Annotated in this window: 22 protein-coding genes; 12 read left to right on the forward strand and 10 right to left on the reverse strand. The window is 57.4% G+C overall.

Going from position 1 to position 20401, the window contains the following annotated elements; translation table 11 throughout:
- From AABE20_RS00720 to AABE20_RS00730, 3 genes are all read right to left on the reverse strand, one after another.
- Nucleotides 1-483: a phosphatidylglycerophosphatase A family protein gene (locus AABE20_RS00720; protein WP_338331368.1), complete on the reverse strand. Its 483-nt coding sequence runs from the start codon at nucleotides 481-483 to the stop codon at nucleotides 1-3.
- On the reverse strand, nucleotides 483-2456 hold the full coding sequence (locus AABE20_RS00725; RefSeq protein ID WP_338331369.1) for a lytic transglycosylase domain-containing protein: 1974 nt from the start codon (nucleotides 2454-2456) through the stop codon (nucleotides 483-485). Before AABE20_RS00725 ends, AABE20_RS00720 begins: the two co-directional genes overlap by 1 nt.
- An 85-nt stretch (nucleotides 2457-2541) precedes the next feature.
- Complete coding sequence (locus tag AABE20_RS00730) at nucleotides 2542-3150, reverse strand: YjbE family putative metal transport protein (protein ID WP_338331370.1); 609 nt, start codon at nucleotides 3148-3150, stop codon at nucleotides 2542-2544.
- A 163-nt stretch (nucleotides 3151-3313) separates the two neighbouring features.
- Between AABE20_RS00730 and purB the strand changes: the two genes are divergently transcribed.
- The 9 genes from purB (at nucleotide 3314) to AABE20_RS00775 (ending at nucleotide 10134) form a co-directional block, all read left to right on the forward strand.
- Nucleotides 3314-4663 carry an adenylosuccinate lyase gene (purB, locus tag AABE20_RS00735; protein WP_338331371.1) on the forward strand — a complete coding sequence of 450 codons (1350 nt, stop codon included), beginning with the start codon at nucleotides 3314-3316 and terminating at the stop codon, nucleotides 4661-4663.
- 152 nt (nucleotides 4664-4815) lie between these two features.
- On the forward strand, nucleotides 4816-5583 hold the full coding sequence (gene purC, locus AABE20_RS00740; RefSeq protein WP_338331372.1) for a phosphoribosylaminoimidazolesuccinocarboxamide synthase: 768 nt from the start codon (nucleotides 4816-4818) through the stop codon (nucleotides 5581-5583).
- Between the two features lie 28 nt (nucleotides 5584-5611).
- The gene (gene purS / locus AABE20_RS00745) at nucleotides 5612-5854 is read left to right on the forward strand and encodes a phosphoribosylformylglycinamidine synthase subunit PurS (protein ID WP_338331373.1); all 243 of its coding nucleotides are present in this window, start codon (nucleotides 5612-5614) and stop codon (nucleotides 5852-5854) included.
- Entirely contained in the window at nucleotides 5851-6222 is a 372-nt protein-coding gene (locus tag AABE20_RS00750) for a Rap1a/Tai family immunity protein (protein ID WP_338331374.1), read from the forward strand. The genes purS and AABE20_RS00750 overlap by 4 nt, the downstream gene beginning before the upstream one ends.
- Nucleotides 6219-6920, forward strand: a complete 702-nt coding sequence (gene purQ, locus AABE20_RS00755) for a phosphoribosylformylglycinamidine synthase subunit PurQ (RefSeq protein ID WP_338331375.1) — start codon at nucleotides 6219-6221, stop codon at nucleotides 6918-6920. The genes AABE20_RS00750 and purQ overlap by 4 nt, the downstream gene beginning before the upstream one ends.
- Nucleotides 6917-9121 (forward strand): phosphoribosylformylglycinamidine synthase subunit PurL, encoded by a 2205-nt coding sequence (purL, locus tag AABE20_RS00760; protein WP_338331376.1) that lies wholly within the window; start codon nucleotides 6917-6919, stop codon nucleotides 9119-9121. The genes purQ and purL overlap by 4 nt, the downstream gene beginning before the upstream one ends.
- Nucleotides 9122-9136: 15 nt before the next feature.
- Complete coding sequence (locus tag AABE20_RS00765; RefSeq protein WP_025825210.1) at nucleotides 9137-9367, forward strand: BolA/IbaG family iron-sulfur metabolism protein; 231 nt, start codon at nucleotides 9137-9139, stop codon at nucleotides 9365-9367.
- A gap of 37 nt (nucleotides 9368-9404) precedes the next feature.
- Entirely contained in the window at nucleotides 9405-9743 is a 339-nt protein-coding gene (grxD, locus tag AABE20_RS00770) for a Grx4 family monothiol glutaredoxin (RefSeq protein WP_338331377.1), read from the forward strand.
- A gap of 70 nt (nucleotides 9744-9813) precedes the next feature.
- A complete protein-coding gene (locus AABE20_RS00775; protein ID WP_338331378.1) occupies nucleotides 9814-10134 on the forward strand; it encodes a hypothetical protein in 321 nt (106 codons plus the stop codon).
- 49 nt (nucleotides 10135-10183) lie between these two features.
- On the opposite strand, the gene AABE20_RS00780 is transcribed toward AABE20_RS00775, so the two are convergent.
- Nucleotides 10184-10564, reverse strand: a complete 381-nt coding sequence (locus AABE20_RS00780; protein ID WP_338331379.1) for a YraN family protein — start codon at nucleotides 10562-10564, stop codon at nucleotides 10184-10186.
- Between the two features lie 70 nt (nucleotides 10565-10634).
- On the opposite strand from AABE20_RS00780, the gene cls reads away from it, so the two are divergent.
- On the forward strand, nucleotides 10635-12062 hold the full coding sequence (gene cls / locus AABE20_RS00785; RefSeq protein ID WP_338331380.1) for a cardiolipin synthase: 1428 nt from the start codon (nucleotides 10635-10637) through the stop codon (nucleotides 12060-12062).
- On the opposite strand, the gene AABE20_RS00790 is transcribed toward cls, so the two are convergent.
- Together AABE20_RS00790 and AABE20_RS00795 are read right to left on the reverse strand one after the other, a co-directional pair.
- On the reverse strand, nucleotides 12053-12760 hold the full coding sequence (locus AABE20_RS00790) for an endonuclease/exonuclease/phosphatase family protein (RefSeq protein ID WP_338331381.1): 708 nt from the start codon (nucleotides 12758-12760) through the stop codon (nucleotides 12053-12055). The two genes, cls and AABE20_RS00790, sit on opposite strands and share 10 nt — an antisense overlap.
- The gene (locus AABE20_RS00795) at nucleotides 12757-13845 is read right to left on the reverse strand and encodes an AI-2E family transporter (protein ID WP_338331382.1); all 1089 of its coding nucleotides are present in this window, start codon (nucleotides 13843-13845) and stop codon (nucleotides 12757-12759) included. Before AABE20_RS00795 ends, AABE20_RS00790 begins: the two co-directional genes overlap by 4 nt.
- Before the next feature lie 220 nt (nucleotides 13846-14065).
- On the opposite strand from AABE20_RS00795, the gene AABE20_RS00800 reads away from it, so the two are divergent.
- Together AABE20_RS00800 and metC are read left to right on the forward strand one after the other, a co-directional pair.
- Nucleotides 14066-14917 carry a sulfurtransferase gene (locus AABE20_RS00800; protein ID WP_338331383.1) on the forward strand — a complete coding sequence of 284 codons (852 nt, stop codon included), beginning with the start codon at nucleotides 14066-14068 and terminating at the stop codon, nucleotides 14915-14917.
- The gene (gene metC, locus AABE20_RS00805; RefSeq protein WP_338331384.1) at nucleotides 14910-16121 is read left to right on the forward strand and encodes a cystathionine beta-lyase; all 1212 of its coding nucleotides are present in this window, start codon (nucleotides 14910-14912) and stop codon (nucleotides 16119-16121) included. The genes AABE20_RS00800 and metC overlap by 8 nt, the downstream gene beginning before the upstream one ends.
- A 5-nt stretch (nucleotides 16122-16126) precedes the next feature.
- Here metC and AABE20_RS00810 read toward each other — a convergent pair whose 3' ends face one another.
- The 4 genes from AABE20_RS00810 to AABE20_RS00825 all read right to left on the reverse strand — a co-directional run bounded on the left by AABE20_RS00810 (nucleotide 16127) and on the right by AABE20_RS00825 (nucleotide 20316).
- Nucleotides 16127-17620 carry a YifB family Mg chelatase-like AAA ATPase gene (locus AABE20_RS00810; RefSeq protein WP_338331385.1) on the reverse strand — a complete coding sequence of 498 codons (1494 nt, stop codon included), beginning with the start codon at nucleotides 17618-17620 and terminating at the stop codon, nucleotides 16127-16129.
- Nucleotides 17621-17642: 22 nt separating this feature from the next.
- Nucleotides 17643-18902, reverse strand: coding sequence for a phosphoglycerate dehydrogenase (gene serA / locus AABE20_RS00815; RefSeq protein ID WP_338331386.1), 1260 nt, complete (start codon nucleotides 18900-18902; stop codon nucleotides 17643-17645).
- A 104-nt stretch (nucleotides 18903-19006) separates the two neighbouring features.
- The gene (locus tag AABE20_RS00820) at nucleotides 19007-19804 is read right to left on the reverse strand and encodes an inositol monophosphatase family protein (RefSeq protein WP_338331387.1); all 798 of its coding nucleotides are present in this window, start codon (nucleotides 19802-19804) and stop codon (nucleotides 19007-19009) included.
- Nucleotides 19801-20316: a c-type cytochrome gene (locus AABE20_RS00825; RefSeq protein ID WP_338331388.1), complete on the reverse strand. Its 516-nt coding sequence runs from the start codon at nucleotides 20314-20316 to the stop codon at nucleotides 19801-19803. The genes AABE20_RS00820 and AABE20_RS00825 overlap by 4 nt, the downstream gene beginning before the upstream one ends.
- Nucleotides 20317-20401: the final 85 nt, after the last annotated feature.

The following is a 20401-nucleotide window of genomic DNA, read 5'->3' on the forward strand; positions in this document are numbered from 1 at the left end:
TTACGAGCGCAAAGCCCATATTTTACGCAACGCCAGCACACAGCCCGCACTGGCAACGCCTGCCACAACATCATCCCCCATCACGCCGATAGCATCATGCCGCCTGTCCAACGTGCCAATGGGGCCGGGTTTGGTAATGTCGAATATGCGGAACAGGCCAAATGCTACAATTGGCCATAATAACCGATGCGTGATTTTGGCGGCGTCTTCACCTGCAGTGCTGTCGGGCAAACAGGCCAGCAGGGCTATCCACATCCCCGCCACTTCATCAATCACAATCCAGCTATGGTCTTCACCTTCCCCTGCACGGGTTGTAGCCCACCAGCCAACAAGCGTTGCCGCAACGGCAGCACAAGCCAAGGCGCGTGGCCGCCTGAGCAGGGGTAGCCCCACCAGTAACGCAGCAGCCGACCCGACGGTACCGGGCGCACGGGGGGCCAGACCACAGCCACCAAAAGTTGCAATCAGACGGGCAGGGGTCATTATGGTGTTTCCAGTGCTTTATAAACAATCATATTTTCCCACACACGCTGCACGTAATTCCGTGTCTCGGCGTAGGGGATGTTTTCCACCCAGTCGACCATCTGTTCCATGTCGCCGCCGGTGCGTGCGGGATCGCCTGCCGTGCTTAACCATCTGGCTAACCGGGTGGGACCGCCATTATAGGCTGCGGCCATATAGGGAACTATGGGGCCGAACCGATCTTGCATGTGGAGCAGGTAAGCTGTGCCCAGTTGCATATTATTCTGCGGGTCCCGCAGCCCCTGAGCTGTGGCGGCTGAGGGGGGCACTCCGGCGGCACGGACCATATCCGCTGCTGTAGAAGGTTTGAGCTGCATAAGCCCGATCGCATTGGATGGGCTGATGGCATCTGGGTTGAAGCTGCTTTCCTGCCGCATCAGACCCATAACAAAATCCCGCGGCAAAGTGCTCTGTGGTGGTGTGTAGGGCAGGGGCCAGCCTGAGCGCAGCATAAACACCCCATCCCGCCCCGCATGGCGGGCAATGGTTACGGCAATATCCGGCACACCAAGCCGCAAGGCCAGAGAGGAAAGAGCCTGACGCTGCTGTGTTTGTGTAACCTGTTTTTCAAACAGATTCAAAAAATCGCGCGTGTGGTCCTTATCCCCCATGGATGCCAGCCTAAGAGCAGCCAGCAGCAGGTCATTGCCAGTCGGCAGACTTTCTTCAGAAGATGAAGGAGCGGCATTGTTGGCCGCCCTGAGATTTTGCACGATCAAGGCTGGCACCTGCTCTGGCGCTAACAGGGCATTGCCCGGACCAGCCAGTGTTGCTGCCGCCATCTGACCGTAATAGGTGCCGGGGTAAGCCGTTGCGCGGGTCCAGTCCGCTTGTGCGGAAGCCATGTTGCCCCCGGCCGCACGGGCACGTCCAAGCCAGTAAAACCCACGGCTGCGGGTAATAAGGGACGAAGAGCCTGTAAGCTGGCGAAAAAAGTCCTCCGCCGTTGCCGTATCATGCTGCATACGCAGCGCGATCCAGCCGCTCAGAAACACGGCATCCAGCCGACTTTCCCCATCAGCGACCGTGTCATTCGCCACGGCAAAGGCGTCCTGCGCCCGATTCTGCTGGATGAGTTCACGCGCCAGCCCATCCCGCTCCCGCCAGAACAGTTTGGAACGTGTTGTTCTTTCCGCTTCAACCGCGCCTGCTTTCCATAATGCCACGGCATCATCGTAACGCTGCTGTTTGCGTAGCCAGCGCGCCAGATCCAGCACCAGCCACGGGTCCGTGCGAGAAGAAGGGGGAAGGGCGTCAAACAGGGATTGCGCGGTTGGGTCATTATTCCGCAACGCCAGACGCGCCTGCGCCAAAGGCTGCCGGGCGGTGGAAAGGTAGGGCAGGGTCTGCTGGGCGGCACTGAGCAGCCCTGTGCGTTCCTGCCGGTCAAAACGCAGCCATGAGCTTTGGGGGGTCAGCACTGCGCCAAATGTTGCAGCCAGCGTACTGGCCGCAGTGGAGGTATCGTTCCCGTCCGTCCAGGCTGTCAGGGCTTCACCCGCCAGATGTTGCTGGAGTGGCTTATCATCCGCCAGTTGCGTTGCGCACTGTGCAAGGGCTGGAGCGTAAGTCAGCTTTTGGGTATGGCACAAACGCGCCAGAACCTGTGCATCCGTCTCGTTCGCCAGCGCTTGCTGCATGCGCAGGGTCAGCACTGACCAGCGCGGCCATATACTGCCGGATTGCAAAAAATCCGCGTAATCCTGTGCACTCGCATGTGTTGGGCTGACAAGGCGGAGCCAGGTTTCCAGCCGGTCGTTCAGGCTGCCTGTCAACGGCGCCCCCTGTGAGGCAGCCGCACTCCCGGCCGGTCCATCATCCGCAGTTGCAGACACCTGCTGAGCCGATGGGCCAGAACAGGCGGTCAGGGAAAAACCGACCAGAGAAACCGCAGCGACAAGCTGCCGCCGCCATGAAGGATAAAAACGGGTCATACCCGAGATTCAACGGGTTTCTTATAATTTGGCAAGCTCTTTGTGCCGGGGAGTTAAGAGCTTGCCTGCCACACCTGCGTCAGGTTCAGGACAAATGGCCCCAGACCTCTCCGCCACCGCTTACGATCAGTTCCACCGCAACGGCAAGAACAACCAGCAGCCCCACCCACGAAATCCATTTGTAACGCTCCAGCAGGCGCGCGATCAGCGATGCAGCAAGCCCCATAAGCACCACGGACAGCGCAAGCCCCATAACCAGAATGCCCGGATGTTCTCGCGCAGCCCCAGCCACCGCCAGCACGTTATCCAAGCTCATGGACAAATCGGCGATCAGGATTTTGATAATGGCCGAACGCAGGCTGCCTGGTGCGGCCGCACCCGTTCCATCTTCCGCCTGCGTATGCTGCATCTCGCGGTACATACGCCAGCATACCCACAGCAACAGCAGACCACCGGCCAGTGTCAGGCCCACAATGGCGAGCAGTTTGACCGCAACCAGCGCCAGCAATACCCTGATAACAGCAGCCAGCCCCACACCAGCCCAAATGGCCTTGCGCCGCTGCGCCCCACTGAGCGAACGCACGGCCATGCCAATGACAACCGCGTTGTCTCCGGCCAGAGTCACATCGATCAGCACAACCTGCAGGAGGGCGGCTACTGCCGGAAAACTGGCAGAATCAAATAGGTTGGCCACAATAACTCCGATTCCAAAACAAGCATTGAATGGCGGGAATTTCTGGCACATGGCAGAAAATGTCAAAGTTTTCCGTATTGCGGGCAGACGACATGCGCGAAATCCGCTAGAGAGGCGCCACCTGTTCTGAGGTTCTAACTGTTCTGGTTAAGGAATTCGCGTTATGGTGCCGCGCTATACCCGCCCCGTCATGGCCGCAATCTGGTCCCCTGAAAACCGCTATCGAATCTGGTTCGAGATCGAAGCTCTGGCCTGCGAGGCCATGGCCGAATACGGGACAGTGCCCAAGGAAGCCGCCAAGATCGTCCGTGAAAAAGGCGATGCCGCCATGGCCGCTTTTTCCGATGCCGACCTTGCCAGAATTGATGAAATCGAAGCCGAAACCCGGCATGATGTCATTGCATTCCTGACATGGCTTGCCGAAAAAGTTGGCCCGGAAAGCCGCTTTGTCCATCTGGGCATGACCTCCTCGGACGTGCTGGACACCTGCCTTGCCGTGCAGCTTGTGCAAGCCACCGACCTGCTGCTCAAGGATCTGGACGAAACTCTGGCCGCCCTGAAGGCCCGTGCGTTTGAACACAAACACACGCTGACCATTGGCCGCAGCCACGGCATTCATGCCGAACCCACATCTTTTGGTCTCAAAATTGCTGGCCATTATGCCGAGTTCGCGCGGAACAAAACCCGCCTTGAAGCCGCACGGGCCGAAATTGCCACATGCGCCATTTCCGGCGCGGTCGGCACCTACGCCCATCTGGACCCACGGGTAGAAGCCTATGTTGCCGAACGTCTTGGCCTCCAGGCTGAGGCTGTTTCCACACAGGTTATCCCGCGTGACCGCCATGCAGCATTTTTCTGTGCTCTGGCTGTCATTGCCAGCGGCATTGAACGGCTTGCAACGGAAGTCCGTCACCTTCAGCGCTCGGAAGTGCGCGAAGCTGAGGAATTCTTCCATCCGGGGCAGAAGGGGTCTTCCGCCATGCCCCACAAACGCAACCCGGTGCTGACCGAAAACCTGACCGGCCTTGCCCGTCTGGTCCGTGCCGCTGTTATTCCGGCACTGGAAAACGTGGCCCTGTGGCATGAGCGCGACATCAGCCATTCCTCGGTTGAGCGGAACATCTGCCCCGATGCCACCATCGGTCTGGACTTTGCGCTCGCCCGCCTGTCGGGCATGATTTCCAAACTTGTGGTTTACCCCGACCGCATGGCCGCCAATATCGAAAGCCTTGGCGGGGTCGTGCACTCGGGCGAGGTCCTGCTGGCTCTGGCCAAAGCAGGCATGTCGCGCGAGGATGCCTACCGTATTGTCCAACGCAACGCGATGGCCACATGGACCAAGCTGGGCACGCCCGAAGGCAAGACTTTCCGTGAAAATCTGGCTGATGACGCTGAAATTTCGGGCCGCATTCCAGCCGATGTGCTTGACGCTGCCATGGACAGCCGCCAGCACCTGAAGGCGCTGGATTTCCAGTTTGAAAAAATCTTTGGCGAGGCTGGCCCCAAGCAGTAAGGCCAGCCCCGTCACTTACAGGCTGTATCCTCCACGCGGGAAGCCTGCTATGAACACTGGGTCAATAAAGGGGTGAACCGCATGCTTGGTTCCCCCGGTTTTTGGGGCGGCCGCCCAGCCGCCCTTACACATTTCGACAGGTAAGGATCATCATGGCCCGTCGCCGCCAGCTTTATGAAGGTAAAGCCAAAATCCTCTTTGAAGGTCCAGAACCGGGGACCCTTGTGCAATACTTCAAGGACGATGCCACGGCTGGCAATGGTGCCAAAAGCGGTGTGATTACCGGCAAGGGCGTGCTCAACAACCGCATTAGCGAGCATCTGATGCTCCGCTTGCAAGAAATTGGCATTCCCACCCACTTTATCCGCCGGATCAACATGCGTGAGCAGTTGGTTAAGGAAGTGGAGATCATTCCGCTTGAGGTGGTGATCCGCAATGTTGCCGCTGGCAGCATTTCCAAACGTTTCAACATTCCTGAAGGCCAGCGGCTGCCGCGCCCGATTGTCGAATTCTATTACAAGAATGACGAACTGGGCGACCCGTTGGTCTCGGAAGACCATATTATCGCTTTTGGCTGGGCCTGCCCCCACGACCTGGAAGACATTACGGGCATGGCCATGCGCGTAAACGACTTTCTGTGCGGCCTGTTCAGCGGCATTGGCATCCAGTTGGTGGACTTCAAGCTTGAGTTTGGCCGCTGCTGGGAAGGCGAGGACATGCGCATTGTTCTGGCTGACGAAATTTCGCCAGATAACTGCCGCTTGTGGGACCTTCGCACAAACGAAAAGCTCGACAAGGACCGCTTCCGCCGCGACCTCGGCAACGTGAAGGAAGCGTATCAGGAAGTGGCGCGCCGCATGGGTATTCTGCCCGAAAACGGTGCCGCGGGCGACATGAAGGGCCCAGAAACAGTTCAGTAACCCCTACGGGTACTTTGGGAGTTTGAGAATGAAAGTACGTGTAACCGTCATGCTGAAGGACGGCGTTCTGGACCCGCAGGGAAAGGCCATTGGCCACGCACTGCACACACTGGGCTTTGATGGTGTGCAGGACGTACGCGTTGGCAAGATCATAGAACTGGACCTGCTCGGCGTTAAAGCCGAGGAAGCGCACGAAAAAGCGGGCGAAATGGCCCGTAACCTGCTGGCCAATCTGGTCATCGAGGACTACTCGGTCGAGGTTGTGGCATGAAGCGCCTTGCCCTGATCGCCCTTGCTGGCGCATTGGCAGTTCCCGGTCTGGCCCACGCCCAGCGGCTGGCCCCCATGAAGGCGGGCGCTCTGGGCAAAATGTGCTCCAGTTCCACCACCCGCACAGCATGCGATGCCTATCTGAGCGGCCTGACCGATGGCGTGACCCTCGCCCAGATCAACGCCCGCAATACAGGCGATGCCACAGCCCCCACGGGCTTTTGTGTTCCCGCATCGGAAGACATTGGCGCCATGCGCGCCAAGGTGCTGACTTGGCTGAAAGCACACCCTGACTCTCTGGCCAAACCAGTAGGCGAGAGTGTGTTCACGGCCCTGCATGACTCTTACCCGTGTGACGTGAAAAAATGAAAGCAGCGATTGTCGTATTTCCCGGCACGAACCGGGAGCGGGATATGGCCATTGCCCTGCGGCGCGTGACCGGGCAGGCTCCCCGTATGATCTGGCACCATGAGACAGATCTGAGCGGTATTGATCTGGTCGTTCTGCCCGGTGGCTTCAGCTATGGTGACTACCTGCGTTGCGGCGCCATGGCGGCGCATTCTCCCATCATGGGCGCTGTGCGTGATTTTGCCGCCAGGGGTGGGCACATTCTGGGTGTCTGCAATGGCTTCCAAATCCTGACGGAAAGCAATCTGCTCCCCGGCGCTCTGCTGCGCAATGCGGACCTGCGGTTCCTCTCGCAGGACTGCCACCTGCGCGTGGAGGTTGAAGGGACCCCCTTCACCCGGCGTTGGAAAAAGGGAGACATCTTCCGCACGCCGCTAGCACATGGTGATGGCAATTATACCGCCGATGCCCAGACCCTTGCAGCACTCGAAGGCGAGGGCCGCGTTGCCTTCCGCTACGCCGATGCCAAAGGGCGTGTGCAGGCGGATGACAGAGCCAGCAACCCGAACGGCAGCGTGAACAGCATTGCCGGTGTTCTGAGCGAAAACAAACGTATCTGCGGCATGATGCCCCACCCCGAGGATCTGGTTGATCCACTCATGGGGGGAGAGGACGGTCTGCCGTTGTTCGAAGGTCTGGTGGAGGCTCTTGTCCGGTGAATAAGCCTGTAACCGTTGATGAATCCCTGGCGCGTGAATTCGGCCTGACGGGCGAGGAATACGGTCGTGTTCTGTCGATCATGGGCCGTACGCCCAGCCTGACGGAACTCGGTGTGTTTTCCGTCATGTGGTCGGAGCACTGCTCCTATAAATCCTCCCGCAAATGGCTGCGTGGCCTGCCCACCAAAGCACCATGGGTTATCCATGGACCGGGCGAAAACGCAGGTGTTGTGGATATCGGGCAGGGTTATGCCGCCATCTTCAAGATGGAAAGCCATAACCACCCCTCCTTTATCGAACCCTATCAGGGTGCGGCCACTGGTGTGGGCGGCATTCTGCGCGATGTGTTCACCATGGGCGCGCGCCCGGTTGCCAACCTGAACGCCCTGCGTTTTGGCAGCCCGGAAAACCCTGTGACCCGCCGTATTGTGGACGGTGTGGTGCGCGGTATTGGCGGCTACGGCAACTGTGTGGGTGTGCCAACCGTGGGGGGGGAAATCAACTTCCACCCTGCATATGATGGCAACCCGCTTGTAAACGCCATGACGGTGGGCATTGCCCGGCAGGACCGCATCTTCCTGTCTGCTGCGGCAGGTGTGGGCAACCCCGTTGTCTATGTTGGTTCTCGCACAGGGCGGGATGGTATTCATGGTGCCACCATGTCCTCCGCCGAGTTTGATGAGGACGCGCTTTCCAAGCGGCCAACAGTGCAGGTGGGCGACCCCTTCATTGAAAAACTGCTGATCGAGGCCTGTCTGGAACTTATGGCGACAGACGCCATTGTCGCCATTCAGGACATGGGGGCTGCTGGCCTCACCTCTTCCGCTGTAGAAATGGCTGGAAAAGGTGGCGTGGGCATTGAGCTGGACCTTGATGCCGTGCCCCAGCGCGAACCCAACATGACCGCATATGAGATGATGCTTTCCGAAAGTCAGGAACGCATGCTCATGGTCCTGCGCCCCGACCGTACAGAGCTTGCCCGCAAGATTTTTGAAAAGTGGGAACTGGACTTTGCCATTATCGGTCACCTGACCGAAACCGGGCATATTGTCATCAAGCATAAAGGCCAGCTTGAAGCCGATATTCCGCTCGAACCCCTGGCAGATGAAGCCCCGGTCTATGACCGTCCCTCCATTGCGCCAACAAAGCCGGATGAACTGGGGAGTGTGCACGCACCGCTTTCCCTCGATGCCATGCTGCTCCAGCTTGTGGCCTCGCCCGATCTTGCCTCCCGCGCATGGGTATGGAACCAGTATGACAGCACAGTAGGCGGGCAGACAGTCCGCCGCCCCGGTGCTGCCGATGCGGCCATTGTTAAAGTGGACGACACACAGATCGCTCTGGCACTGACCACGGACTGCACACCACGCTACTGTCAGGCGGACCCGCGCACTGGCGGGGCACAGGCCGTAGCTGAAGCATGGCGGAACATTACCGCAACCGGTGCGCGCCCTCTGGCCGTGACGGACAACCTGAACTTTGGCAACCCTGAAAAGCCGGAGATCATGGGGCAGTTCATCGCAGCACTCGAAGGGATGGGAGAGGCCTGTAAGGTTCTCGACTTCCCCATCGTGAGCGGCAACGTCTCTCTGTACAACGAAACCCGGATGCCCGATGGCACAACGCAGGCCATTCTGCCCACCCCGGCTATTGGTGGACTTGGCGTGCTGGAAGATGTGTCCAAGGCTATTGGTCTTGGCATGCAGGCCAACAGCGATCTGGTGCTGATTGGCGAGACCAAAGGACAACTCGGCCAGTCTATCTGGCTGCGTGAGATTTTGGGGCGTGAGGAAGGCGCACCCCCAACGGTGGATCTGGCGGCAGAAAAACGGAACGGGGATTTTGTCCGCGCCGAAATTCAGGCCGGGCAGATTAGCGCATGCCATGACATTGCAGACGGGGGCATTCTTGTTGCCGCTGCCGAAATGGTTATGGCGTCAGGTCATGGGTGCGAACTGGAAAGCCCTGATTCCGGCATCCGCCCAGAAGCCTTCTGGTTTGGTGAGGATCAGGCCCGCTATCTGGTCTGTGTTGCCGATGCCGCAGCTTTTTGCGCCAAAGCCGCACAGGCAGGGGTGCCTGCACGCCTGATGGGCCGCTCAGGTGGAAATGATTTGATTCTGCCCAGCGGTGTCACCATATCTGCTGCACGCCTTAAATCCGCGCACGAAAGCTTTTTTCCTGCGTTGATGGACCAATAGGGAAGAGACAGCACCATGGCTATGTCTGCCACAGAACTTGAAGCTTATATTCTGAAGGCGTTCCCCGATGCCCAGATCAAGATTGACGATCTGGCGGGAGACGGGGATCATTATTCCTGTTCGATTGTAAGCGAGGCCTTCCGTGATGTGCCGCGTGTAAGGCAGCATCAGCTCGTTTATAATGCGCTTGAAGGGCATATGGGAGGCAAGCTGCATGCACTTGCCCTTCGTACGTCCGCTCCCTGACCAAGGCCGTCTTCCACACGATCAAGGACTACTGACCATGACTGATTCCATCAAGCAGACCATCCAGCAGGACATTGATTCCAACCCTGTCATGCTTTTCATGAAAGGGGATGCTGATTTCCCACAGTGTGGCTTTTCTGCCCGCGTTGTGCAGATTCTTCAGCATATTGGCGTACCGTTCAAAGCCGCCAATGTTCTGGCAGATTCTGAACTGCGTCAGGGCATTAAGGACTATTCCAACTGGCCGACCATCCCCCAGCTTTACGTTAAGGGCGAGTTTGTCGGCGGGTGCGACATTGTGACCGAAATGTACCAGACTGGTGAACTGCAGAAATTGCTGCAGGAAAAAAACATCGCCTGCAACGCATCCGCCTGAATTATAGGTTGTCAGCCTGCAATTGCTTTGTATAGTTTCAGGCAGACATAAGATCAGGGGGCTAAGGTTAATGACGCGAGTTCCGTTTGTACGCGGGCTTTTTGCTCTGGCCAGTATTGGTCTGAGTGTAATAGCCACCAGTTCTTCAGTGCATGCGGAACGCGTTCTTTCCGATCTGGAAGCCAGCAAATTAACCTTTGCCTCCCTGACTGCTCCACCACCTGTTATCCGTGTGCGGCATGTTGTTCGTCATGCCTCATCGGCCAGCAGTCGGACCTCCCACAAAGTGGTTCTGGCCTCTGCGCAACATGGTAAAATGGTGCATCTGGTCAGCTACCACCCGACCGCGCATACCGTGGTCCATAGCAGCAAGCACCACCATCGTACCTGAGTATAGCGTTTACCCCTGAACAGGTTCTTCCGGTTATTGGTCAGCCTTTTTACATCTGGCGAATAATATCTTCGAGCCATTCCATCTGACCGTTGGCATCCAGCATAAACAGGTCAAAGCGCAGTTCATCATACTGCCAGTGCGGGTGGCTCTGTAGCAGGCACTCCGCCGCTCTATACAATCTGCCAGACTGTGCTGCGGACAGACATTCCGCTGCGTCTTGCAATGTCTGGCGCTGTTTGACCTCAATAAAACAGATCATTGCGCCATGTTGTGCAACAATATCGATCTCACCCCGGCGCGTTCTGGCTCTTTGTAGCAGAATATTCCAACCAGCACTCCGCAGTTTTTGGCAAACAGCATCCTCCGCCGCCAGTCCGCTCTGGTAGGAGGCAAGACCTCTGGCGCGCTTTGCGGTAGAGATACGCACCTGTTTTGCAGAACACTTATTCGCTATGCTGTGGACGTCAGCCGCTTGTTGTGAAAGCCTTCTCTCCACCATGCTTTTTGATCTCCAGTTTTCCACAACAGCTTTTCTTGTTGCGTGTATGCGCCTGACTCTGGTTACCAGTGTCAGTTTGCATATTCTTCTAACAAAACGGAACACGTCATCTGCCATAGGGTGGATTGGCATCTGTGTTCTCATGCCGTTTTTGGGCACCGTTCTCTATCTTATGTTCGGGATAAACCGTGTAACGCGGTTGGCCAAAAAACTGGTGGGGGACCGTACCGCACACAGGCAGGAAGGGGCAGACCTTTCCTCATGGAACAGAGAGCTGGACGGCCAGTTTGCACCTCTGGCTTTGATGGTGGGTAAACTGACAACCCGCCCCGTTGTTGGCAATAACAGCATAACCTGCCTGCACGATGGAGACGGCGCTTACCCACATATGCTGGACGCCATTGAAAAAGCGACCAAAAGTATTCTCCTGTGTTCCTATATCTTTCGGCACGATGCAAGCGGACAGCTTTTTGCGGACAGGCTGATTGCCGCCCATAAAAGAGGGGTCAATGTACGTGTTCTCGTAGACGGCATTGGCAGCGGGTATTTTTTATCCCCCATCTACCGTTACTTAAAAAGGGAAGGGGTTCCGTGCGCACGGTTCATGCACTCCCTCCTGCCGTGGCGCATGCCGTTCCTGAATTTGCGGAACCACCGCAAAATTCTGGTCGTGGATGGCGGTATCGGCTTCATGGGGGGGTTGAATATTGCCGACAATAATCTGGTCACGCGCAAGCCGCGCCACCCCGTATCCGACACGCATTTTCGGATCGAAGGGCCGGTTGTGCACCAGTTGGCGCAGGTTGCAGCATGGGACTGGTTTTTTACAACCGGGGAGCGATTGAACCGGGACCTGTTTTTGCAAGAACATGCAGGTAAGGGCACGTCTCTGGCCCGTATTGTTACGGCTGGCCCGGATACGGATCTGGAAAAAATTGAATACACCATGTTGCAGGCCATTACGCTCTCACGCAAAAGCATACGGTTGATGACACCGTATTTTTTACCGGGCGCCCGTTTTTTGTCTGAACTTGGTCTGGCCGCCCTGCGTGGTGTGCAGGTGGATATTATTATTCCGCTACGCAGTAATCATCGCCCACTGGACTGGGCCTGCGCTGCCAATATCTCGCCCCTGCTGGATACTGGGGCAAGGGTTTGGCACGCCAACCCGCCGTTTAACCATTCCAAGCTTATGGTTGTGGACAAGGCATGGTCTTTTGTTGGCAGTTCCAACCTTGATATTCGTAGTTTACGCCTGAACTTTGAAATCAATATGGAAACATATGACGTGACCATGGCAGAAATCATGGATGACTTCATATGTCAGCATCGCAACCACCGGCTAACACATTATGATCTGGACAAGCGGAACACCCTGACCCGCATACGGGATTCCTTTGCCAGACTGTTTATGCCCTACCTGTAAGCGGCCACCGCCACCCGTCGGCCAATTTCTGGCCGGAGCGTAACGGCTATTGGCCTGTGGTCCGATGCAAAAACGGGCAGGACCTGCGCATCCGAGCAGACCATGCCTTCCACAAGGCAACGATCCAACCGGATGGGAAGCAGGTCAACCATGCGGTGCGTTGGCGCTTTTGGCCCCACATCGGCAAAGCCGGGCACGAGGGTTGGCCCAACCAGATTAAAATCCCCCAGAATAGCGCATGGCGCGGACAGTAAAGAAGCAATCCGCCGCAACTGCCTGCGGTTTAGCATCTGCCCATGGGAGAGATGCACATTGGCCAGAGAAAACTGGGCGTAATCTATTATCTGGGCGTGGCGTTTAACAATCGGCCCAGAGGGAATGGTGCATGCCCGCGGTGGCCGCGCAAAAGGCAAACGGCTCCAGCATGCTACGCCGTGAATACGCCCCGGTAGGGGAGAGCGCGCATAGTGCCCGCCGATCACATCGGGCAGCACGTCTATTTCCACCGTGGCTTCCTGCATAAGCAGAATGTCTGGCTGTTCCGCCTCTATCAGGGCCGCCACATCGTGCACTGTGGCTCCGGTTCGGCGTAGCAGGTTCCAGCTTATAATCTTCACACCCGGAGTGTCATTGGCTACCGGATGCCTACGCCGTCCTTTGGAGGCAAGCTCAACAAAACGGGCCAGACGGCGTTTCATGGTGCAATATTCCTTGTATCATCCAGTGGTGGCCGTGCCGGCTCGCCCTGAGCAAACTCCATGGTCAGCGTAAAGCCGATGGCAAGGAGAACTGGCCCCAGAAAAATGCCCACGCCACCAAATGCCAGCAACCCACCAATAACCCCGAGTACGGTCAGCAGATAAGGCAGTTTTGACCCGCGCGCGATAAAAAGCGGACGGATCAGATGGTCCGCGCCAGAAATAAAAACCACGCCATACAGAATAAGCAGGATACCCTTAAGCTGATGGTGGGTCACAAACAGCCATACGGCAGCCGGTATCCACACCAAGGGCGCGCCAACAGGGAAAACAGCCAAAAATGCGGCAATACCGCCCAAAATAACAGGCTCGGCCACGCCAAACATCCACAACCCCAGCCCGGTTAGGATACCCTGAATAATGGCGGTGCCCAGAATACCGTAAACCGTACCACGGACCGTACTGGCAATAATGGAAAGATGCCGTCCGGCCTGAAGTCCGGCAATACGCAGAATAACAGCCTGCAACGTGTCCCACAAAATGGAACCGCTGATCCAGAAAAAGAAGGAAATAAACAGTGCCGTAACAAGATGCAGCGCACCATTGGCCATCTGCATCAGCACACTCAGCACCGACTGGATAATCCCCCCCGCGTAAGGCCGCAGTTCTGCGGCTGCAAGCCCGAGGTTCCGGCTCCACAATGCCCAGCGATGGTGAATATCCGGCCCAAAAACAGGCAGGTTGTCCAACCAGCGGGGAAGGGGAGGAAGCTGGTTGACCTGCCCGAAAAGAGTTGTCAGCTGGAGCGCCCAGCGTGGGCCGGACGCCACACAGGCCGATGCCAGCAGAGCCAGAGGGAACACCACACAAACAGCGCACAGCACGGTCATGATCAGGCTGGCAGCATTAGCCCCCATACTCCGCCGCAAGTACTGGAACAGAGGCCATGTGGTGTAGGTCAACACACCCGCCCAGAGCAGGGCGGAGGAAAAAGGCACCAGTACGGCTATGCAACCGTATGCGATCCCTGCCAGCAATAAAAACCGGAGAATACGTTCAGCCGTCAATGTGTGACCATCTGTCATGCGCGCAATAAACCACGGAACGCCTTAAAACTCTGTGTCTCTCTTATCAAGACAACGGCGGATCGGTTTAATGGTATGGCGCATTCCGCACTGACTTTCCAGTCAGTTCCGATAAAGGCTTTGTGCACCCCATCGCAAATCCAATAAACACGTTTGCCAGTTGCCACGGACTATGTGAACGTGAATGTTCTGTTTTGAAAATTCCATAAGGCCTTTGGTCATGTCTCCTCTCATTCCCGGTGCTTTTCTACCAACACTTGCAAAGGACAGCACTGTCCGTTTTCTGGACGCGACAACAACGCTGCCCGGGGAAACATTTGACCCGCAGGAAAATTTTAAGGCCTGCCACATTCCGGGTAGCCAGTATTTTGACATCAATGTTTTTTCCGACCCGCAAAGCACTTTGCCGCATACCGTGCCTTCCGCCGCGCGATTTGCGCATCTGTTTGGCGAACTGGGTATAACACCGCAGACACATATTGTTTTTTACGATCAGGGCAATGTGGCTTCCGCCTGCCGGGCATGGTGGATGACACGCCTGTTCGGGCATGAAAAAACCCAGATTATCCACGGGGGTCTCAACGCATGGCAGCAGCAGAACCTTCCCGTGGAACAAGGGGATGGGGCGCGGCATACTCCGCAAACCTACCATCCAAGAACGGAATACGCGCGTCTGGCCGGGCTGGGGGATATGCTTGAACATATCCGGCTGCAAAACCGCCCCATATTGGACGCCCGCAGTGCTGCGCGTTTTTACGGCACCGCCCCCGAACCCCGCGCGGGCGTAAAATCGGGGCATATGCCGGGTGCGCGCAATATTCCCTACAAAACTGTTCTGGATGAAAACGGATTTTTCCTCCCCCCCGCACAACTTCAGAACCTGTTTTTGCAAGCAGGCGTGTCTGCCACAACCCACCCCATAACCACCTGTGGTTCAGGCATGACCGCAGCCGTTTTGAATGTTGCACTAGAGTTGGCAGGATTTACATCCAACGCCCTGTATGATGGATCTTGGGCAGAATGGGGCAGCACGCCAGACATGCCCATTACAATGGATAAAACACATGACTGAGCGCAACAGTGTTGATGCCGGATGGCAAAAACTCGGCACAGCCCTGACCCACACAGGCCGTGCAGCCCCGCCAGAGGCAGGGACTTATGTAAACCCAGCGTTAGAGCGCGGCTCCACCGTGCTCTTTCCCTCGCTCAAAAGCATGAACCGCAAGGGGCAGGAGCGTTATGACCACGTCAGTATCTATGGCGCCATGGGGTCCCCCACCCAGCATGAGCTGGAAAAGCTGATCGCCCATATAGAAGGGGGCACGGACTGCCAGATTGTCAGTTCCGGCCTTGCTGCATGCACAACGCCCTTGCTGGCTTTTTTACAAGCAGGCGATCACTGCCTGCTGGCCGATAGTGTTTATGGCCCAACCCGCCGCTTTGCCGAAAACATGCTCAGGCGGTTTGGGGTGGATATTTCCTACTTCCCCCCCTGTGCCAGCAGGTCCGAAGTGGAAGAGTACGTGCGGCCCAATACCCGCATCATTTTTACCGAAAGCCCAGGGAGCCACACGTTTGAAGTGCAGGATGTTCCCATGCTGGCAGACGTTGCACACCAGCATGGCGCCCGGCTTTTTCTGGACAACACATGGGGATTTGGCATTTTTGCCCCGTTTGAGCATGGCGTGGATGTTTCCATTCAGGCGCTGACCAAATACCCCTCCGGCCATTCGGATGTTATTGCCGGAGCTGTAACCGTGGCTGATCAGGCAAGCTGGCATATCCTGCGCGATGCCTCCATCCAGCTTGGCCAGCTTGCAGGCCCCGATGACTGCTGGTTGACTCTGCGTGGCCTGCGCACCATGGGGGTCCGTCTGGCGCAGCAGGCACGCACGGCCTTACAGGTTGCAACATGGCTACAGCAGCGTCCAGAGGTTGCACAGGTCCTGCACCCGGCACTACCAGACTGCCCCGGCCACAAATTCTGGAAGCGCGATTTTACTGGTGCAGGCAGTCTGTTTGGCGTGGTGTTGAACACCCCATACACGCGGCAGAACATGGAGCGCATGATCAACGCCATGAGCCTGTTTGGCATTGGCGCCTCATGGGGCGGGTATGAGAGCCTCGTACTCCCGACCACTGGCGGCATAACGCGCAGTTTTGGCACAGAACAGCCAGAACTCCCCGCATTCAGGCTGCAAATTGGTCTGGAAAATACGCAGGATCTGATTGACGATCTGGAGCAGGCCTTCAATGCTCTGCATCACAGCCTGTAAAGAGCTTACGGGTTAGAGCGGACCCGGAATGTGGCAGCCTCGGCAATATGCTGAGGCTCTACATCTGACGCATCCGCCAGATCGGCAATGGTTCTGGCGACACGTAACAGGCGCGTATACCCACGGGCTGAAAACCTAAACCGCTCAGCCACGGCCTGCGCCATATCCTGCGCATCTTTGGTCAGGGAGAGAACATTGAGTGCCGCTTCGGCATTCTTGTGCGCGCCTTGCCTGTGTGTCTGCCGTGCTCTGGCGTGTGCTACGCGCTGTGCAACCGTAGCACTCGTCTCTCCATCCGCCTGTGTCATATAACCAAGCGGTTCATACGGCTGCATGGCTACGTGCAGGTCAATACGGTCCATAAGTGGGCCGGACAGACGGGCCAGATAATCCGCCCCACAACGGGGGGCTTTGCTACATTCCCGCATAGCATCGCCCATATACCCACAACGGCAGGGGTTCATGGCCGCTATTAACTGGAAGCGGGCAGGGTAGGTTACGTGCACGGCGGCACGGGCAATGCTGACCTGCCCGGTCTCCAGCGGTTGGCGCAGGGCCTCAAGGGCTGCGCGCGAAAACTCTGGCAGTTCATCCAAAAACAGCACGCCATGGTGCGCCAGACTGATCTCTCCAGGTTTGGCACGCGCGCCGCCACCAACCAGCGCAGGCAGACTGGCGGAATGGTGCGGGTCCCTGACGGGAGGGCGGCGCATGGGTCTGCCATCCTTCAATAATCCCGCAGCACTATAAATGCGTGAAACAGCCAGACTTTCCGATGGCAGCAGGTCCGGCAGCAACCCGCGCAACCGTGCGGCAAGCATGGATTTGCCAGCCCCCGGCGGCCCGGAGAGTAAAAGGGAATGCCCACCAGCCGCCGCTATTTCCAGCGCCCTACGCCCAGTTTCCATCCCTTTGATGTCCGCAAGGTCCGGTTCTGAGGTGGCGGGAGAAGGGACGTTACTGGAAAAAACAGGGCAGGAAAGGATTTGCTGGCCAGTAAAATGGTTGATCAACGCCAGCAAATCTGGTGCCGCAAGAATGGCGATATCTCCACCACACAGGGCTTCTTCCCCATGTTGGATAGGGCACGCAATACCAAGTTCCATGGAAGCGGCTTCCAGCGATGCAGAGAGCACGCCAGAAACAGGGTTAAGCCGTCCATCGAGCGAGAGTTCGCCAAGGGCTGCGTAGCGGCCCACTTCTTCCGCGGGAATGACCCCCATGGCAGCCAGCAGGGCCAATGCAATGGGCAGGTCAAAATGCGAGCCTTCCTTGGGGAGGTCCGCAGGCACAAGATTAACAAGAATGCGCTTGGCTGGAAGTGCCAGCCCTATGGCGGTCAAGGCGGCCCGTACGCGCTCTCGCGCTTCGGCAACCGCCTTGTCTGGCAACCCCACAACCAGAAATGCAGGCAAGCCTGACGAGATTTGCACCTCAACCCAGACAGGTCGGGCCTCAATACCCGAAAATGCAAAGCTGCGGATGCGGGAATAAATCATTCCTGCTCTCCGCAGCCCATGCTTAACGACCTTTGTAAATCAGGCGGGCACGTACCGTGCCATCCAGCTCACGCAGGGCTTTGAGCAGACGATCATCCAGATCGGTGTCGCCTCCTGTATCGGCTTCGATCACCACATAACCAATTTCTCCATCAGTCTGGAGGAACTGGGCGGTCACGTTGCAGGTTTCGCGCAGGAAAATTTCATTCAGCTTCATCATAACACCGGGGATGTTGTGATGGGCATGCATGAAGCGCGTGCCACGCGGGCTTTGTGGTAGCTGAACACCGGGGAAGTTGACTGCACCGAACGTGGAACCCACATCCGAGTATTCGACCAGCTTGCGGGCCACTTCCACGCCAATGCGTTCCTGCGCTTCCGCTGTGGAACCACCGATATGCGGGGTCAGAATAACATTATCCAGCCCCATGATGGGGGTAGACAGCAGATCACCCGGTCCCTTGGGTTCTTTGGGGTACACGTCAATGGCGGCCCCCAACAGGTGGCCACTTTCCAACGCCTTGGCCAGTGCATCCAAGTCCACAACATTGCCACGTGCGTTGTTGATGAGGAAGGAACCCTTCTTCATCTTGGCAATCTGTTCCGCACCCATCAGGTTTGCCGTGGTCGGCAACTGGGGCACATGCAGGCTGACAACATCGCTCTGGGCCAGCAGGTCATCAAGCGTGTCTACCGGCAGGGCGTTACCGTGGCCAAGTTTGTCCACCACATCGTAGTAGACAACCCGCATGCCAAAGGCTTCCGCCAGCACGGAAAGCTGCGAACCAATGGAGCCGTAACCCACAATACCAAGGGTTTTGCCGCGCACTTCCCAGCTATTGGCTGCGGATTTGGTCCATGCACCTTGGTGGCACTCAACCGAGCGGGGGAAAATCCGGCGCATCAGCATAACAATTTCGCCCATAACCAGTTCGGCCACGGAGCGCGTGTTGCTGTAAGGCGCGTTAAAAACAGGAATCCCGTTCAGGCGTGCTGCTTCCAGATCAACCTGATTGGTGCCAATGCAGAAGCACCCAATGGCCATCAGGCGATCAGCACCTTCAATGACTTCCTTGGTCAACTGCGTACGGGAGCGGATGCCAACAATATGCACGCCTTCAAGCGCTTTTTTGAGCGCATCGCCTTCAAGCGCTCCTTTATGGCGTACGACATTCTCGTAACCACAGGCTTTAAGAAGGGCGACGGCACTATCGTGGATACCCTCCAGAAGAAGAATACGGATCTTGTCCTTGGAGAGGGACAGGTGCGTGCTCGTGCTCATATTGGACTGACCATCGCTGTTGTACCGAAGCGCAGACCTATCCCAAAACTGGGCCAATGCATAGTCTGAGCCGCCAAATTTGCCGATATTGCCCTTAATAAATCTTATGAACCCGTGCGCAGAATCCGCACGGCTTCACTGTGCAGGGCGGCCGAACCTGCGGCCAGCACCGTGCGGTCTCCGTTCATGCGCAAGGGGGAACCATCCCATGCGCTCATGACCCCACCAGCGCCTTGCACAATCGGCACCAGCGCGCCCCAGTCCCATGGATTCATGTCACATTCAGCGATCAGATCAATCTGACCAAGGGCGAGCAGGCCGTAAGCATAACAATCCCCCCCCCATGTCATGCGGCGGGCCTGCTGCTTGAGCTGCTTCCAGTTGTCATGCGGGGCCAGTTCGAGCATCTCAGGCGATGTGCAGGACATTTCCGCACTTTCCAGCGCCACGCCCTGCCGGGTACAGGCCTGCCCCCCCAAGGTGGAAGCAAATACGGTTTTGCGCCCCTTAACACCAATCCAGCGTTCAGCCAGAACGGGCTGATCCAAAATACCCAGTACCGGCTCACCTTTGTAAAAAAGCGCGATCAACGTACCAAACAGCGGACGACCGGTCACAAAGGCACGGGTGCCATCGACCGGGTCCAGCAACCACTGGTAGTCCGCGCCTGCATTATTCTGCCCGAACTCTTCACCAAACACACCGTGCTCGGGCAGGCGTTCCGCCAGAATGGCCCGCATGACCCGCTCGGCGGTTCGGTCGGCAACCGTTACCGGGCTTGCGTCCTTTTTGCTGTCCACATCCACACCGCGGCGGAACCACGGGCGCACAACGCTCCGCGCCGTATCTGCCAGCATGGTTGCCACATCCACAAACTGATCAATCGTCTGTTGCTGGCTCATCGGGAGGGTCCTGTTATCGGGGTGGGGGAGGGAGTGTGCAGGGTATGCAGGTAGCTTATCGCATCCGCTCGATCCTGTGGGTCTGACAAGCCTGCAAAAGACATGCGTGTCCCCACAGCGTAACGGGCAGGGGCCATAAGCCAGTCGGACAGTCGCTGGTCATCCCAGACCTGTCCGGCATGCTGGCGTAATGCGGCGGAATAGGCATAGCCGGGCAGGGAGGCAATGGTACGCCCTACAACATCAGCCAGAACCGGTCCTGCGCTCTCGCCCCCGGCGACAAGCGCATGGCACTGGGTGCAAATATGCCCCACCAACTGGCCACCATGCGCCACACTCGCGCGCTGCACAAACGGCGCAATAGCAACACTCTGCTGGGAAGGGAGACGAAAAACAGGGGTGACTGGCGCTGTATCCGGCACAACGGAACGGGCGGTGACAAGTGCTCCCCCCATAGCCACAGCACTCAGCAGGACCGAAACCGCCACCCTGTTCAGGAACCTGCCATCCATCCGCATTTCTGCCCTGTTTATCACTGGTTGCGTTTGCATTGCAGCTTTCCTAGACTGCGCGGCGCTTTTCCACGGCTATAAGCCG

The sequence above is a fragment of the Acetobacter zythi genome (assembly GCF_963921165.1).
Taxonomy (GTDB): Bacteria; Pseudomonadota; Alphaproteobacteria; order Acetobacterales; family Acetobacteraceae; genus Acetobacter.